The sequence below is a fragment of the Vibrio sp. Vb0304 genome, assembly GCF_033338995.1.
In the GTDB taxonomy this organism is placed as follows: Bacteria; Pseudomonadota; Gammaproteobacteria; order Enterobacterales; family Vibrionaceae; genus Vibrio; species Vibrio alginolyticus.
Window position 1 is genome coordinate 55,350 of sequence record NZ_JAWOTT010000014.1, and the last position, 15,787, is coordinate 71,136.

Sequence of the window (15,787 nt, forward strand, 5' to 3'; positions counted from 1 at the left end):
TTTCCTCCCTATTCCATTTTAGTCGGTGAGTTATTTCGCCTGTTCACGCAGCTTTTCTGGCAGTTTGTATTCACCTTTACTTCGAGAAATTTCTTTTACCGTTGGTGAGTCTAGTGGGCCTTTCACTTCATAATTGACTTGAGTGAAGACCTCAACCACCGGAGAAATCACTGTTGAGATGGCTAAAACATACAACGCGGTTTGTGGCGCTACTGCAAACGCGGTCAGCATTGGTAGGCCTGATGTGATGTCTGGGGTGAACTTCACTTCCGCATCGACCATTCTGCTGTTCATATTGGCGATGCCGCGGATCTGCATTTCCCCTGCTAACGCATCCATCACGATATCGTTGGTGATAAATACGCCATCTTGGATTTTGCCCGTGCCTGTGATCGAGTTAAACGCCATGCCTTTGTCGAATACGTCGGTAAAGTCGAGCTGCATCTTACGGATGATAGAATCCAAACTGAACAAGCCTAACAAGCGTGCCGCACCACTGACTTCACTGATCACGCCTTTACCAAATTCCGTTGAGACATTCCCTTGCAAGGTTTGTGTCTTCATCGACCAAGGCGCGCCGTCCCATTCCATATTGGCGTTGATCTCAAATGGTGCCTGCTGAATACCCGATGTGATACCAAAGCGCTCCATAAGATCAGTGTTGTTATCACCTTTCATTTTCATGGTTAAGTTGGAATGGCTACTCTCTTTTGTCAGGTCCCACCAACCACTCATATCAATGCGGTTTTTGCCGCTGCTAAAGGTGATATTTTTCCACTCCAAACGGTTCTCGCGACGCTGCAAATCAACATTCACCTTCCCCACTTTGTAACCTTGCAACCAAAAATCATCGATGTTCAAAGTTAAGTTTGGCATCTCAGCGTGAAACTGGCGGTCAAAATTGGTAATCAAAGGCGCGTTTTGATCCTCACTGGCAAAGAGCGAACTGCGCTCTTTGGTCATCTCTTCAAACCCTGGAATATACAGGTGCAAGTGCTCCAAAGAGACCGATAAGTCATAAGGTTTCAGATAGTTAGCCTTACCTTTAACCTCTTGACTGTCCACATCGAGTTGCCAGCTCAAATTCTTTTTGCTTGCGGAAAAGTCCACATCATGAAACTCAATCCCACCAAGCTGCAAGTTTGGCGTTTCAACATCAATCCGTGTAGGCAATGGAATACTCGGCGTCTTCATGCTTGCCAGAACAGATGAGGATTGCTTACCTTCCGAGCCCTGAACCAGCTCTGCCCATTCGTCTAAATTAAGCTCAGCGACACGCACTGATGCATCGTGTCCGACAATAGGGCTGATCCTGAAACCACCTTTGCCGACCATTAAATGAGTCGCCGTCAGAACAGGTACGTCGCCAGTTATATCTATCTCGGTTTGATACTTAGCATTTGGTATCTGTAGTCTTGCTGAAATACTTTCTTGGTTGCCGGATGCCTGTAGTTTTGCTTGCCCGGACTCGCCAACTTGTTTCGCTAGCGGATAGGGATATTGACTCGCTAAACGATTTAGCTGCGCCAACACATCAAGTTGATAGGTGAAGCCTACATCATTAAGTTGTAAGTCAATGTCCATTTGCCACGGCGCATGCCCAGAAACAAGCTTTAACCAACGCTCACCAACATAAGGTTTGAGAGGCTCAACGTCCCAATCCCCTAATGTATTAATCGTCACATTGTAGCCCTGTTCCGCACTCTCACCACGAAAATCGAGGGAGATAGGCTGGGTAAGCAACTCTGCAGACAAACCCGATGTGGTGACCACATCATTATCGAAGTGGATACGCCCTGTGGCTTTCTCCAGCGTCATTGGCGGCGCTTCAATATCGACACGGTTTTCTGTTAAATCGGCATAACCCCAAGCACGGGACTCTTTTTCAAAATCAAACGGAATGTTGAGCTGGAACTCAGAGTAAACCGGACCACTCACTTGCAGCGCCGTCAACGCTGCCCCGACCGAGTCCACCAATGGCGTCGCCATCATGTAGTCACGAACTTCATTGCCCGGCGCGCTCGCTTTAGCTTCAATCTCAATGTGTCCACCTTCCGCCAACTCAGGGATTCGCCCAGTAATACGCTTGGCATGGACACCATTTAGCGTAGCGGACTTTGAATCCAAATACATGGCATCATTTTCAAACAGCAAGTCCAGCTGCAGATCAGTGATGGTTGGCCACGCCGTATCAAAGCTAAATTTCGCGTCTTTTAAACCGACCCACGCCTGAAACATGCCATTATGATCTTTGTAAGGAAAATCCCCTAACTCGCCATACCACAGCAGCTTAGCCGTATTCACTTTACCGCCTTGAATCGCAGTCGATAGGTAATCCGTTAAGTCTTGTCCAAGTGCCAGAGTCGGCAGGTAACGCCATGTTTCACCTGCGTTATAAAGATCCGCCTCAGCATAAAACGATAAAAATGGGCTTTGTTCTTTTGGAAAATCAAGACGGAATGCTCCTAGTACTTGAAGATCCGGTGTCGCTGCCGTCACTTTATCAGACCACAAGCGCCAGCCACTCTCATCTTGTTGCCAGATAATATCGACTTCACCTTGTTTGATATTCAGCGGAGCTTGAAATACATCACCGTACGGAAATACATCATCAATGACGGTTACTTTCGCTTTTGCCTGATCTAAATCACCAGATACACTGCCCTGTACATGATGGAATCCTGGTAGCAGTTCCCATTGCGTCATCGCAAGTTCATCCAGTTCCGCGGAGTAGCGTAACGTGTCTAAACCACCGTTCATGGACAAGCGAACATCTTCAACTCGGCCTTTCGGTGCCAGTTTGTTGATAAGATCACTGGTCGATTCCGACTCTGGAGCCAATTTGATGAGCGGAATAAGTGCTTCGATATCGAGTTGAGAAAGGTTGAGCGTCCAACCATTCGGTTGCCAATCAAACGCTGCGTCTAGTTCCGGCCAAGGGGTGTTGTCGGTTCGGATCCGAAGTGAGTGACCATTTACTTTCCAACCTTGTTTATCTGGTCGAAGATTGAAAATACCTGACTCGATAAACAGCTCATGACGACCGTTTTCATTCCACACCAGCTCAGAAGGTAATAGTTCAACATACGCATCATTCGGTTGGCTGTGTTTCAGCGTCAGCCAAGTGTTTAAGCTGACCTTACCCGACTCAGCACCCGACTCTTCTTGCATGTAAGTGGTTAACCAAGGCGTCACTGAGACATCTTGGGCACTTACGTAAAACTCACCAGACACATCACGCAGCGAACCATGGTCTTTAAAGTTAGCGCTCACTAACAATGAATTCAGACGAACATCGGCAATGTTCACGGTGCCTTCGGCTAAGTGGTGCTTGCCTTGGTTGCTCCAACGGAGCTGCTCGATATCTAAACGGCGAGTCTCACCAGATACCGATTTATACCAAATCCGTGAGTCGGTAATGGTGAAGTCTTCAAACTGACGTAAAAGAAGTGAGTCGAGTTGGTCGATGAGCTTCACTTCGCTCTTGTCCACACTCGGTTCCTGCTCTTGACGACTAGAGGTCGGCAGAATGTCTACGGTGTGAATATCCAGAGCGAGGTTATGGATGGTGAGGTCTGCGACCACCGGTTTGAGTTGCAAAAGAGATTGAATGAGATCGAATTCAATTTGGATTTCTTCAACGGCAAAGCGTGCATCCTGAATATTCGGCAGGTTCGCTTCTAAACCGAGTAGCGCGATGGAGGGGTGATTATTGCGCCACGTCCCTGCGACGTTGGCGATAGAAAAGTCAAAACCTGTGTCCTGCTTGACCCAGGTTTTGATCTCATCTTGGAAGTGGTTAAGTTGTGGCAATGTGACGCGCAGTGTGGTTACTAATATGGCCAATAACACCAGTACAGTAACTAAACTCCACGCACAAAAACGCCCAAAACGGTTAACACCAGAATTCACAAATGTTCCAAATTACATCATTACGACGTCAAACTGTTCCTGAATGTACAGGGGCTCAGCCTGAACTCGCACTTGCTTGCCAATAAATACTTCGAGCTCAGCCAATGCATGAGACTCATCACCCAACAGCGCTTCAGCAACAAACGGCGATGCGTACACAACAAAATTATCGGCGTCGTAAGCACGGTTTACACGAGTAATCTCGCGTAATATCTCAAAGCACACGGTTTCAACCGTTTTCACGCTACCACGGCCCTCACAAGTAGGACAGCCAGAACACAAGATATGTTCAATACTTTCTCGTGTGCGCTTACGCGTCATCTCGACTAAGCCGAGCTGAGTAAAGCCGTTGATGTTTGTTTTTACTCGGTCTTTAGCCAGTGCGGTTTCCAATGAGGTGAGCACTCGCTGACGGTGCTCTTCAGACGCCATATCGATAAAGTCGATGATGATGATGCCGCCGAGATTGCGCAAACGCAGCTGACGAGCAATAGCCTGAGTTGCCTCAATGTTGGTATTAAAGATGGTCTCTTCAAGATTACGACGACCAACAAATGCACCAGTGTTGATGTCGATAGTTGTCATGGCTTCAGTTTGATCGATGATCAAGTAGCCACCCGACTTTAGCTCAACCTTGCGCTCTAAAGAACGCTGAATTTCATTCTCGGTGTCGTACATGTCAAAGATTGGCTTGTCACCTTCGTAAAGCTCAAGCTTGTCTGTTAACTCAGGTACATACTCAGAAGTGAATTCTTTCAGGTTTTCATATTCGAGGCGGGAGTCGACCATGATTTTATCGAGCTCTGTGCCGACAAAATCACGCAGAATGCGCTGGGCCAAACCAAGCTCACCGTAAAGCGTTGAACGCGTTTTGTATTTTGAACGACGCTCCATGACTTTTAGCCACAAGCGCTTAAGAAATGCCGCATCTTGAGAAAGCTCTTTTTCATCTGCGCCTTCCGCTGCGGTACGAATGATAAAACCACCGTGCTCATCACAGTAATGATTCACCACTTTTTTCAGACGCTCGCGCTCTTTCTCACTCTCAATACGCTGCGAAACACCGACATGACTGGCCCCCGGCATAAAAACAAGATAACGCGAAGGTAAGGTGATATCCGTCGTTAAACGCGCGCCTTTCGTGCCGAGCGGATCTTTGACCACTTGTACAACTATGTCTTGTCCCTGACGTACCAGCTCAGAGATATCACGGACTTGAAACTGCTGTTTTTCGTTCTCTGCCACACATTCGGTATGCGGGACAATATCTGACGCATGTAAAAACGCCGCTTTATCTAAACCGATATCGACGAAAGCCGCTTGCATACCTGGCAGTACTCGGCTGACTTTGCCTTTGTATATATTGCCCACAATGCCGCGACGCGATTCGCGCTCGATATGTATTTCTTGTAGTACTCCACCTTCAATCATGGCCACACGAGTTTCACTCGGGGTCACGTTAAGCAGCAATTCTGCACTCATGTGCACACCTCAAAACAATTATAAAAATTCTTGAATTAGCTGATCGGTTTCGAACAAAGGTAAGCCTACTACAGCGTGATAACTGCCTTCGATTCGGGTGACAAATCGCCCTCCGAGTCCCTGAATACCATAACTTCCAGCTTTATCGCATGGCTCTCCTGACTGCCAATATTGTTCGATTTCTTCGTGAGTCAGTGGTTTGAACCACACGTCAGTGGTAACGACCACTGAATGTTGTTGTTCCGATGATACAACGCTCACCGCAGTCATCACTTGATGACGACGACCCGATAAGCCAGTAAGCATACGCTTTGAATCTTCAAAACTTTTTGGTTTTTCTAGCACACGGTCATCGCATACCACGACCGTATCAGAGCCCAATACAACGGAATCAGGCTTAGCCAACGCTAAGCCTGCCTGAGCTTTTTCCAAAGAAAGACGCAACACGTAATCTCGTGCTTGCTCATGAGCCTGTTTGGCTTCCTCAATATCAGGCAATACGATCTCAAAATCATAACCCAGTTGAGCAAGCAGCTCTTTTCTTCTCGGAGAACCCGATGCGAGAACGAGAGATAAGCTTTTCTTCACCGCTTTACCTTACGTGCCATGCACGACGAACTCGTCGCATTAATAAAAACATCCATGGCCAAAGTATACAGTTTATTGCCGCCGTCCACAGAGATAATGGATTAAATACTACGTCCTGGTTCAAATATTCCCCACAGAATATCAAAACTTCCAATAACGCAGTAAAAAAGGCAATTAAAATCGACTGTTGCCACAATGCCATGTTACGAATCAACAGGAAATTCAGCGCAACGAGGTAGATAACGATCGACATCATCATGCCACGAATTCCAAGCGTTGAGCCGATCAAGATATCCCACAATAAGCCTAGCACTAGCGCAGTTCCGACGTTCACTCGGTGCGGTAGTGCCAACACCCAATAACACGTAACAAGGAACAACCATGAAGGGCGTAACACATCTAACACACCTGGCCATGGAATGGTTTGCAGTACCAGTGCAACGAAGAAACTGACGCCAATCACCATTCGGCTACTCAATACATTATTGGCCATCGGTTACCTCTTGTTCTTGCTCTAACCCTTCATCTACATTGGACCGCAGTACTTTGTGTTGACGGTCTTCATTCGGCCAAATCAGCAGTAAGTAGCGTAAGCGATCAAACTCCACAACCGGCTCAGCCTTGATTGAAGCGAACTCTTGACGCGTATCGTGATCCACATTGGTAACCGTCGCGACTGGGTATCCCTCAGGGTAAATGCCACCTAAACCGGATGTCACCAATAAATCACCAACCTGAATATCTGTGCTGGTTGGAATGTGTTCTAGTTGGATTTCATCCATTTCACCATTGCCCGATGCGATCACTCGGATATCATTGCGGATCACCTGGACAGGAATTGCATTTTTCGCGTCCGTTAGCAGCAGAACACGTGCGTTGTGCGCTGCGACAAACGTGACCTGACCAACGATGCCTTTCTCATTGATAACAGGCTGACCAACGTAAACACCATCAATACGGCCTTTATCGATCACCACTTGATGACGATAAGGTGAAGTATCCACCGCCATTACTTCTGTCACGACTTTCTTTTCATCACGGACAAATGAAGATCCTAACAACTTACGTAAGCGTTGGTTTTCTTCTTTATATTGGTCGAGCAAGATAAGCTCGCTTTTCAGGCGTAGCACTTCTCGCTTTAAGCTGCGATTGCCTTCAACCAATGCCTGATGAGAATTAAAACGTTCAAATACGCCATCGAACATACTACGAGGTAAATTCGCTGCGTACTGAATCGGTGCAACCATACTGTTTAGTAGGTATCGAACGTTGGAAAACGTATCTAGACGACTATCGGCCAGCATTAAGCTCGCCGACACGATGACAGCAAAAAACAGACGTAATTGCAGAGACGGACCTCTGCCGAAAATCGGTTTCATCTTGTTTTTGACCTGATTGCTTCCATAATTATTGAGCCTTACTTGGCAACCTAAAAATACTTAACTAAATACTTTTAGGTATGGAGCATGTTTGAATTACAGAGAGAGCAGAAATGAAGGTGAAGCCCGACATGAGCTTCACCTAAACCTTTATTCTTCAGAGAACAGATCGCCACCGTGCATGTCGATCATTTCTAGTGCTTTACCGCCACCACGCGCAACACACGTTAGTGGATCTTCCGCGATAACCACAGGAATACCAGTTTCTTCCATTAGTAGACGGTCTAGGTCTTTAAGTAGTGCACCACCACCGGTTAGTACCATACCGTTTTCAGAAATGTCTGAAGCAAGCTCTGGTGGACACTGTTCTAGTGCAACCATGACTGCTGATACGATGCCAGATAGCGGCTCTTGAAGCGCTTCTAGGATCTCGTTTGAGTTCAAGCTAAAGCTGCGTGGCACACCCTCTGCAAGGTTACGACCGCGAACTTCAATCTCTTGAACTTCATCACCAGGGTAAGCAGAACCGATTTCGTGTTTGATCTTTTCAGCCGTTGCTTCACCAATCAAGCTGCCGTAGTTACGACGTACGTAGTTGATCACAGCTTCATCAAAGCGGTCACCACCGATACGTACAGACGATGAGTAAACCACACCGTTTAGAGAGATAACGGCAACTTCAGTTGTACCACCACCGATATCGACCACCATTGAACCTGTCGGCTCAGATACACGAAGGCCAGCACCAATTGCCGCCGCCATTGGCTCGTCGATTAGGTAAACTTCACGCGCACCAGCACCAAGTGCTGATTCACGAATTGCGCGACGCTCAACTTGGGTAGAACCACAAGGAACACAAACAAGAACACGTGGGCTTGGCTTTAGGATGCTGTTATCGTGCACTTGCTTGATAAAGTGCTGAAGCATTTTTTCGGTTACGTAGAAGTCAGCGATTACGCCGTCTTTCATTGGGCGAATAGCGGAAATGTTGCCAGGTGTACGACCAAGCATCTGTTTTGCTGCGTGACCGACTGCAGCAACGCTTTTTGCAGAACCTACACGATCTTGACGAATAGCAACTACAGAAGGTTCATCAAGGACAATTCCTTGCCCTTTTACGTAAATTAGAGTGTTGGCTGTACCTAAATCGATAGATAGATCGTTAGAAAACATGCCACGAAGTTTCTTAAACATACTCTTCGCTCATCCTGCAAAAATATAGAAGACAAAAATTGCTCTAAATGTACCAATGCCTCGCTGTCACAGCAAGGTATTGGTACACAAACATGAGCAGAAAGCCTCAATTTCTTGCAGTTTCCTAACTTAAGGGCAAAAACCTAAGTTGTTACTGTCCGGTTAACCCTGGCTCACCACGGTAAATCACGCGATCGTTACCACGATGAATACCAAAGGTGACGACGGATGATGGGTTTTCTTCGGAGCCATCATTGTCCCAATCATATTTGAGCCATGGTAAACCATTTTCAGAGTCATCAAGATCTAACCAAACGCGTGTTTGCTGACGGTATGGTTCTGCTTGAGTTGCAGTAATAGAACGAGAAGAACCAGAAGCAACTTCTCCACCAGCTCCTAACGTGACTGCTTTGGGAGTGGCTCCAGCACCTGTTGGCCAAATATGCGTTTCAGCGGCAGTGACACCTTTCACATCGGTTTGATTGTCATTAGGGTTGGCGATAAAGCGGCTACCATTCCAGTATTCGATTCTTAGAGGAATATGTAAGGTCGCCCCCTGATTTCCACCAACATCATCAAGAGCGATGCGACCAAAGCGCACATCCGGTTGTGCCAGCAACACTTGTGCCACGCTGGTAGTCAATTGTTCATTGCCGTTAACGCTACTTTTAAACCTGAATAATGTCGGGTCAACATAGCTACTGGTTTTACCACCAGAATTGCTCAGTGATAGGCTAATCGTGGTACTGGTAGATTTGTCCGCCACCACTTTCGAGTTAAACGGCCCATCGGGCAAAATTGGTTTGCTCCATTGAACCGAATTATCCCACTGCTTACGCCACACCGCGCCGCTCCAGTTTTTATCGCCGAGATCCGCATTCGCGATATTCAAGCGATCCGAATGTTCACCGGACAGATAGAAATCGGCTTTTAATCCACTAGCAAACAAACCGTAGTTTTGTGTCGCGCCGCCACTGGCATTATAGGCGGTCACAGCAAAGCTTACCGAATCGAAAGCCTGCCCCATGTAGGCCGACTCGCCCTGGTTATCCGGATAGTCCCAGTTGGTTTCCGTAACGTTAAAGTAAGCCGGATAGAAGCGACCTATTGTCGCTATTGCATCCTTAATTTTGAACGCGCTACTACCTAAATAGCTTGAGGTACCCAGCGGTTTGCCGTTTTCATCACTCGCAACTGGTGCAGCTACGCTAAATTCAAATGCGCCGACTTCCGAGACCGACTGCGGCAGCATCACCTTACCATTGGCCCATTTGCTCCCCTCCGGCAATGAGGTATTCAACAGCGTGGCTGACGCCCCCTCAGCCGGGTATTTCACGCTGTTGGCGATGGTAATGGCCGGCTCCTGGTAGTTTTTGGCGACCTTTTCTGTATTTTCATCCGCCGCCTGATAGGCGGTCACGGTCAGGTCAAACAACTCACCAGCGGCAACAAAACTGTTGCTACAGCCAGAAATGGCCTTGGTGCAGGTACCGTTTTTATCCGCTTTGGTTGCTGTTAGCTTCAGATACTCAGGGAAGCTGACAAAGCTGGCAAAGCCAGCAGAATCGCCCACACCATCGACGCTCGCATTGAGCTTCACTTTACCTGCTTCCGGATACTTAATTTTAAAGTACGCCTTGCCCTGCGAGTCAAAATACACATTTTTCAACACTATACTTTGTGTCTTAAGTAAAGTTGGCTCACTTGTCCAGTCGACCGTGTTGTTGCCGACCTTTCTCTTGTACCAGATCGACACCGGCTGAGTTTTATCAACCGGTGCAACTTCATACGCCATCGACATTCTCACGTTGCGCGACTCACCGTCCGCATCTGCCTGAGCAGAACAGAACGACAAGTGATCCTCACCCTGGCTCTGGCGGTTGGCCACCACATCGGCCACGTTGACCGCTAAAACATTCTTAACGAAAGTCACCTCACAGTTCTCTGCCAAGAGCTCGCCGCCATTAATACGACAGCGTGCACCTTCAAAACCAAACTGCGGTACCGAGCTGCTGGCCACGCCCATGGTAATAGTGCCAGATTCCGAAGCCTGTAGCGCTAATTCCTTCTGGTTTTGAACAGTTACCTGTGTACCACCGACCCAGTTAGCAATGTCATGCCCCGCCGAAGGCGTCAGCGTCACATTGAGTGGCTTAAGCATCCCGTTATTGTATGCGTCGCGCGGATAGCGCTTGCTACAGTCCGCATTCATGCACGCTCGCAGCTCCACTTGAGAGGCCTGACAAGTGCTGCCTGAGCCCGAATAATCAAACTCAAAGTGGTGGATGCCTTCGGTCAGTGGGATGGCCTCATCGGCACATACCTGGAAGTTATCAATCTCATGAGTATTGGTCGACCAACCGGTTGATGCGGTGACAGAAAGGCGGAAGTTCTCTGGCACCGTATTAAAGCTGCCCTGCTGAAGTACATCAAACTTCTCGATTAGTGTTTTCCATTCTCCTGTATCTATTTTTCTTTCGACCGTGAGATAATATTTACCTGACTCACGTGAGTTGAGCACGATTCTGTATTTATGTAAGCCACTGCGGGGACCATCAATATCTTCAACTGGCAGATCTTTTCGACTAGGTTCATAGCCCTTAATGTATTTATAGCCCTTAAGCCACTGACCATTTGAGTCCGTGGAGCCGGGACCACGAACACCTATCAAGTTCTGTTTTCGTGGTGAATATTTATCAACAACCTCTCCACCAGTACGGTAATAGTTACCGTATTCATCAAGACCGATTCCTAGCCAACCTCCAGCAAAGCCTTCAATGTCTTTAGTCACTTCTTCGCTGTGGTTTTTCTGCAGCTTCATCCCGTAGCCCAGCGGGCCGCCAAAGGCACCGGTTTTCGGCAGCACATTGGCATCCGACAGCACCAGAGCTATACCATCAGCACCATCACCACCAAAGGCGTAATGATCAAACTCAATCTGCAAATAGTTTTGTGCCGATGGAAAGACATAATTGTAGGCCGACGCCGTGGCCTGACGACGTATACTTTCATTCAGCCTGAAACGCCCATTGTTCGTCTGCGGCTGGGTACTGCTTTCAAAGCCCATCACTGACCAGTTGGCCAGGCTGCCGTTATCGAAGTTTTCGGGTGGTAATGGCTTACACTGCTTAGGCTGAGGAGGCGTCCAGCACGGCTGCGGATAGTCCGGTTTGACAACTTGAGTTGAGCCTCGCATATCAAGCCAACGGCTTGTGACTGCACCATAAATTTGTTCGCCGGTATCCAGCACCAGGCTCTTGGCAAGAATAAAGCCTTTAAACTGTTGTGACGTGGCGGTTTTGAAATGCACACTCGCCTGTGGCCCATAGATCACCGGCAATACCAAATCACTTTGTGTGGTACGGTAATCAAAATAGGCATCTTCGAGTTTAAAATCAGCATTGTTGCCGGTATACGAGCCGGGCGTCTGATTCGTACCCACCACATTCCAGGTAACGTTGCTACCAAAAATCAGCTTCGGCTTGGCGCCTATATTTTTGAAAGTTTTCACTGTCAGGTTGGTGTTATCGGCCAAATATAGTGAGAGATTGGACTTAGACTCGTAAACCAACTCTTCTATTTTGCGTTCACCAGCGATCTTCAGCTCAACCTTTTGACTGTTTGCACTTTCAATAATCTTTAGTCGTTTAAGGTCGCGCTTCAAGCTGATGACAACGCGATCGCCGAATTCTTGGTAACTACAAACATCTGAACCATTACCACAAACCTTGCCATAGTATTTTTTTGCACTTGGATTCGTACGAATAACCTGTTGTTTAGTGGCGTTAAAGGTTGCGTTCAGAGCACTCGGTTTTTCCGCTTTGCGTCGCTCTGTCAGGCCATCACCACCCGCCAAACTGCCATCTCCCGCCAAACCATCTTTCGGGAAACAGCCAAACTCGTTATTACAGATATAAGGGGTTTTGTCCTTGTACAACTGTGAGGCCTGCTCACCGCTATCAAAGCCCACGCGCAGGTTGCGCCACTCGCTGCCGCTGTCCCAGTTCTGTTTGTAGGTGTAGAAGTTGCGGCTGTCCGCCAGATATTCGTCAGACCAGCCCAACGCCCTGACAGTTGAATTAGTCACAATCAGTTTGCTTTCTTCCTGCTGCCAGCCTTGGACAGGTTCAGGGAAAAGTTGACACACGTGATCCGGTACAGCAAAGCTTGATGCTGGAGGGATGGGAGGAGTAGGCCTTGCCCCAGGCTCACAATCTAAATCAGATAACCCATTACCGATTTCAAACAAAACGTCAGCGCTATCTGAAACTTGTGAAAAAGATTGGCCTTTAGCGGCAACTTCTTTTATAAGCAAGCCTTCTTTATAAAGCAGATAAGCCAAATCCGCCGTATACGTATGCCCGTGCTTCGTAACGTTATCATATTCAATACGAACTACGTACTTCTGGCCGGGTTCCAGGTCCTGCTCATGGAATATTCCTCGGTAAGAGCTGGGGGAGTAGTTTTCAACGGACCAGAGCGGATAGAGAGTGACGTTGCCCTTTCCCTGCTTTTTCAAGTAAATAACGCCATCACTCACTGCCACCTGGTAATTAGCTTCGACCGAAAACGACTCTTTTAGATGGACCGAACAAGACTCCGTAGCTTGCCAGGTATCCGCGTATGAAAAGGCAGACAGTGATAGCGAAATTAAAAATAGTATGGTCTTTTTCATTATTCTAATCCTTTACCCAAACCTCTTGCTGACGCTGTACCTGTATAACCCCAGAACCACACGTTGCCGTGGCCTGCACCTTAAAAAGAGATTCAGCGTCAGGGGTACCCTCATTGAAAGTACCTATATCTGTACATGCCATCGCATTAACCTTGCACCCACTTCCCACAGCTACCGGCGGAACGGCACCGCTAACCTCCCCACTGCATACGGTCGCGATATCTGTTGTACTTGTATTTAACGGATACATCTTGGTCAGAGCCCACTCATTTGCAGACTGAGCAACAAACCAAGCTTTTGTTCCCAAAAACTCTCTTGTTAATCCGCTTTGGTTCGACCATGTCACCTTCATTAAAGAGGAAGCCAAATATCCCATTACAATAATTACGAATAACACGATGATTAGTACATTTCCGCTGGAGTTTCTTCTATGGGACATTGAGCACCTGCACATCTTGTTGATACACACTACGTTCACCATCCTGCTCAAACTCTAAATTGATATGAACTAAACCACCTCGTTGCAGAGTAGGCTCTAGATAACGCATACCACTTACGGACGTATCGACACTATCTGCAACCGTAATATCATTTCGCGTAACTCGCTTGGTATCAAAACAGTAGCGAATCTCTGACTTCTCTTGATAAATATAAAGACGACTAGAAACTGAGTTGCCCACAACCGTATTTGCCGCCCCACTAACGACAAAAACGTTATCTGTTTTTGCTAAACCACCAATGGCTATATTTTGCGAAGAAGTTGATTTTAAATCTTCATATCGGCTCGGATTTATCACCATCCTGCGATTCGCAGGAATAGGATTAAGCGTTGAGTCATTACCTAGCAAAAACTCTAAATCATTATTCTTAAAAGTGTAAAAACCAGAATACTCAATCGGAACAAATTCTAAGCAATGGGAAGCATCCTTTGGTATATGGAAACTATTAGGTACAGCATGGCGGATTTCACGCGTCATCTTTTCTAAAACAAACTGAGCCTGCGTTTGTATTCGTTGGCGATCGATAGTATCAGCGTAACCTTTCATTCCTAACTGGACATACCCAGCTATCCCCAACATGATGAAGCTGCCGACCACAATCGTAACTATCATTTCCATTAAGGTGAAACCACGATCTTTCATCAGTAGTTCCCCTTAATAGCTGTTAAAGTAAGGGGCTGCGTGTTCCCCGCAAAAATCCTTAATGTTACTTTTTTGTATTCGGTTATTTCATCGGGAGCTTTATCCGTCAGATCATCATAGGCAACGCTAATTTCTAATCTAAAGTTTTTGTACTGCTCAGTACTGTCCGCACCAAGTACATCACTAATATTCCCTCTAGGGATACCATCACACTGAGAAGCCGTTGTAGATGTGCTCCAACACCCGATATAGTCATCGACATCATTGAAATCACTAGGCGTTGTTTCCAAGGAACCGTCTAGTTTTTTATCCGCACCTAATTTATTTACGTCAGTGCAGCTCACTCCATTCTCACCACACCGAACGGTGCCACCATCAAAGTCGCTGTTTTCATCGAAGCCTCGCGCCAATATCTGAGACATAAAACCTTGGCCTAATGCGGCAGCGCGGGTTTGATAATGAGGGATGGCGGAATCTCGAATCTGAGGGACAAGAAAAGAAGTAAACGCCACCATCGCAATACCCATCAAAACAATCGCGATGATCATTTCTATTAAAGTCATGCCACTAGATTTCTTCATGAGCATGTACCTTTAGAAACATAACCTTGAGAATTAATTTCAACTTGGCAGCGGCTTCGACCATGTTTATCTTCAATTAAGATGTTTACAGCACCGCTTACAGGATTGCCGAGAAGGTTAAAATTAACTGTATTTGCGGCACCGCTGATAACAGAAAAATTTGCGGACTTATCGATAACCACGTCACTACGAGCATCTCGTGCACTGCCTGTTAGTGCACAGGCAGCAACCGAACCAACACATGAGCTAGAAACTTGTAAACGAAAGTTGTTATCAGGACTTGTAGCATTCGACTGCATACGATTCACTTGCACTTGGCGAATCACAGAAATCACACGTTCTTGTAATGCATATGCAGAAAAACTGCCAGAGTCCATAAAACGGCTGGCTGCAAAAAGTGAAAGGATGGAGAGGAGAACAATCACGAGGATTAACTCCATTAACGTGAACCCTAATGCAGAGCTGCGAATTTTCATAACCCAACCTTAGGCTTAGAACAAGCGAGATAAGTATACGATGAAATTATGAGATTAATGATAGGTTTATAATTTTTCGATTCAAAGTGTGAACAGACGAACAAATAACCAATGTCTAGTTATTTTGCCCTTTTGAACGACCAATCTCTTCTTCAATTCGATCGTAAGTTTCTTTATTGCTCAGCGTTTCAGAAACGTGCTCGGCGGTCTGCTTGGTTTGCTCCCACTTCGCTTCGTAAGTTTCTGGCTCGAAGCTGATAAATCTTGGTAATACCACATAACCGATCACACCTAAGATAATCAGCACAACCACAAACTCTATCGCACTAAGACCCGATGATTTACGCATATGAGCTAT

At 46.7% G+C, this 15,787-nt stretch carries 12 protein-coding genes; all 12 read right to left on the minus strand.

The features are described 5' to 3' along the window. Window positions 1-30: 30 nt before the first annotated feature. A complete protein-coding gene (locus R7P35_RS16610; protein ID WP_318092368.1) occupies window positions 31-3,912 on the minus strand; it encodes a YhdP family protein in 3,882 nt (1,293 codons plus the stop codon). Between the two features lie 12 nt (window positions 3,913-3,924). Next, the gene (gene rng / locus R7P35_RS16615; protein ID WP_005381138.1) at window positions 3,925-5,394 is read right to left on the minus strand and encodes a ribonuclease G; all 1,470 of its coding nucleotides are present in this window, start codon (window positions 5,392-5,394) and stop codon (window positions 3,925-3,927) included. 18 nt (window positions 5,395-5,412) lie between these two features. After that, a complete protein-coding gene (locus R7P35_RS16620) occupies window positions 5,413-5,982 on the minus strand; it encodes a Maf family protein (protein WP_025767607.1) in 570 nt (189 codons plus the stop codon). 4 nt (window positions 5,983-5,986) lie between these two features. Continuing rightward, window positions 5,987-6,475, minus strand: a complete 489-nt coding sequence (mreD, locus tag R7P35_RS16625; RefSeq protein WP_005381141.1) for a rod shape-determining protein MreD — start codon at window positions 6,473-6,475, stop codon at window positions 5,987-5,989. Then, on the minus strand, window positions 6,465-7,361 hold the full coding sequence (mreC, locus tag R7P35_RS16630) for a rod shape-determining protein MreC (protein ID WP_005381142.1): 897 nt from the start codon (window positions 7,359-7,361) through the stop codon (window positions 6,465-6,467). The genes mreD and mreC overlap by 11 nt, the downstream gene beginning before the upstream one ends. Window positions 7,362-7,511: 150 nt before the next feature. After that, the gene (locus R7P35_RS16635) at window positions 7,512-8,555 is read right to left on the minus strand and encodes a rod shape-determining protein (RefSeq protein WP_005381144.1); all 1,044 of its coding nucleotides are present in this window, start codon (window positions 8,553-8,555) and stop codon (window positions 7,512-7,514) included. Window positions 8,556-8,706: 151 nt separating this feature from the next. After that, complete coding sequence (locus R7P35_RS16640) at window positions 8,707-13,230, minus strand: DUF6701 domain-containing protein (RefSeq protein WP_318092371.1); 4,524 nt, start codon at window positions 13,228-13,230, stop codon at window positions 8,707-8,709. Between the two features lie 4 nt (window positions 13,231-13,234). Further along, window positions 13,235-13,669 (minus strand): hypothetical protein, encoded by a 435-nt coding sequence (locus R7P35_RS16645; RefSeq protein ID WP_033907414.1) that lies wholly within the window; start codon window positions 13,667-13,669, stop codon window positions 13,235-13,237. Further along, window positions 13,659-14,372, minus strand: a complete 714-nt coding sequence (locus tag R7P35_RS16650) for a PilW family protein (protein ID WP_213874925.1) — start codon at window positions 14,370-14,372, stop codon at window positions 13,659-13,661. The genes R7P35_RS16645 and R7P35_RS16650 overlap by 11 nt, the downstream gene beginning before the upstream one ends. Then, window positions 14,372-14,953: a type II secretion system protein gene (locus R7P35_RS16655; RefSeq protein ID WP_025767603.1), complete on the minus strand. Its 582-nt coding sequence runs from the start codon at window positions 14,951-14,953 to the stop codon at window positions 14,372-14,374. The genes R7P35_RS16650 and R7P35_RS16655 overlap by 1 nt, the downstream gene beginning before the upstream one ends. Continuing rightward, window positions 14,950-15,429 (minus strand): type II secretion system protein, encoded by a 480-nt coding sequence (locus R7P35_RS16660; RefSeq protein ID WP_025767602.1) that lies wholly within the window; start codon window positions 15,427-15,429, stop codon window positions 14,950-14,952. Before R7P35_RS16660 ends, R7P35_RS16655 begins: the two co-directional genes overlap by 4 nt. Window positions 15,430-15,544: 115 nt before the next feature. Continuing rightward, complete coding sequence (locus tag R7P35_RS16665) at window positions 15,545-15,778, minus strand: type II secretion system protein (RefSeq protein ID WP_005388453.1); 234 nt, start codon at window positions 15,776-15,778, stop codon at window positions 15,545-15,547. Window positions 15,779-15,787 lie beyond the last annotated feature (9 nt).

Bases quoted from the DNA above. Each gene is read 5' to 3' on its own strand.
- rng (WP_005381138.1), bottom strand. From the start codon at position 5,394: ATGAGTGCAGAATTGCTGCTTAACGTGACCCCGAGTGAAACTCGTGTG.
- mreD (WP_005381141.1), bottom strand. From the start codon at position 6,475: ATGGCCAATAATGTATTGAGTAGCCGAATGGTGATTGGCGTCAGTTTC.
- mreC (WP_005381142.1), bottom strand. From the start codon at position 7,361: ATGAAACCGATTTTCGGCAGAGGTCCGTCTCTGCAATTACGTCTGTTT.
- R7P35_RS16635 (WP_005381144.1), bottom strand. From the start codon at position 8,555: ATGTTTAAGAAACTTCGTGGCATGTTTTCTAACGATCTATCTATCGAT.
- R7P35_RS16640 (WP_318092371.1), bottom strand. From the start codon at position 13,230: ATGAAAAAGACCATACTATTTTTAATTTCGCTATCACTGTCTGCCTTT.
- R7P35_RS16645 (WP_033907414.1), bottom strand. From the start codon at position 13,669: ATGTCCCATAGAAGAAACTCCAGCGGAAATGTACTAATCATCGTGTTA.
- R7P35_RS16650 (WP_213874925.1), bottom strand. From the start codon at position 14,372: ATGAAAGATCGTGGTTTCACCTTAATGGAAATGATAGTTACGATTGTG.
- R7P35_RS16655 (WP_025767603.1), bottom strand. From the start codon at position 14,953: ATGAAGAAATCTAGTGGCATGACTTTAATAGAAATGATCATCGCGATT.
- R7P35_RS16660 (WP_025767602.1), bottom strand. From the start codon at position 15,429: ATGAAAATTCGCAGCTCTGCATTAGGGTTCACGTTAATGGAGTTAATC.
- R7P35_RS16665 (WP_005388453.1), bottom strand. From the start codon at position 15,778: ATGCGTAAATCATCGGGTCTTAGTGCGATAGAGTTTGTGGTTGTGCTG.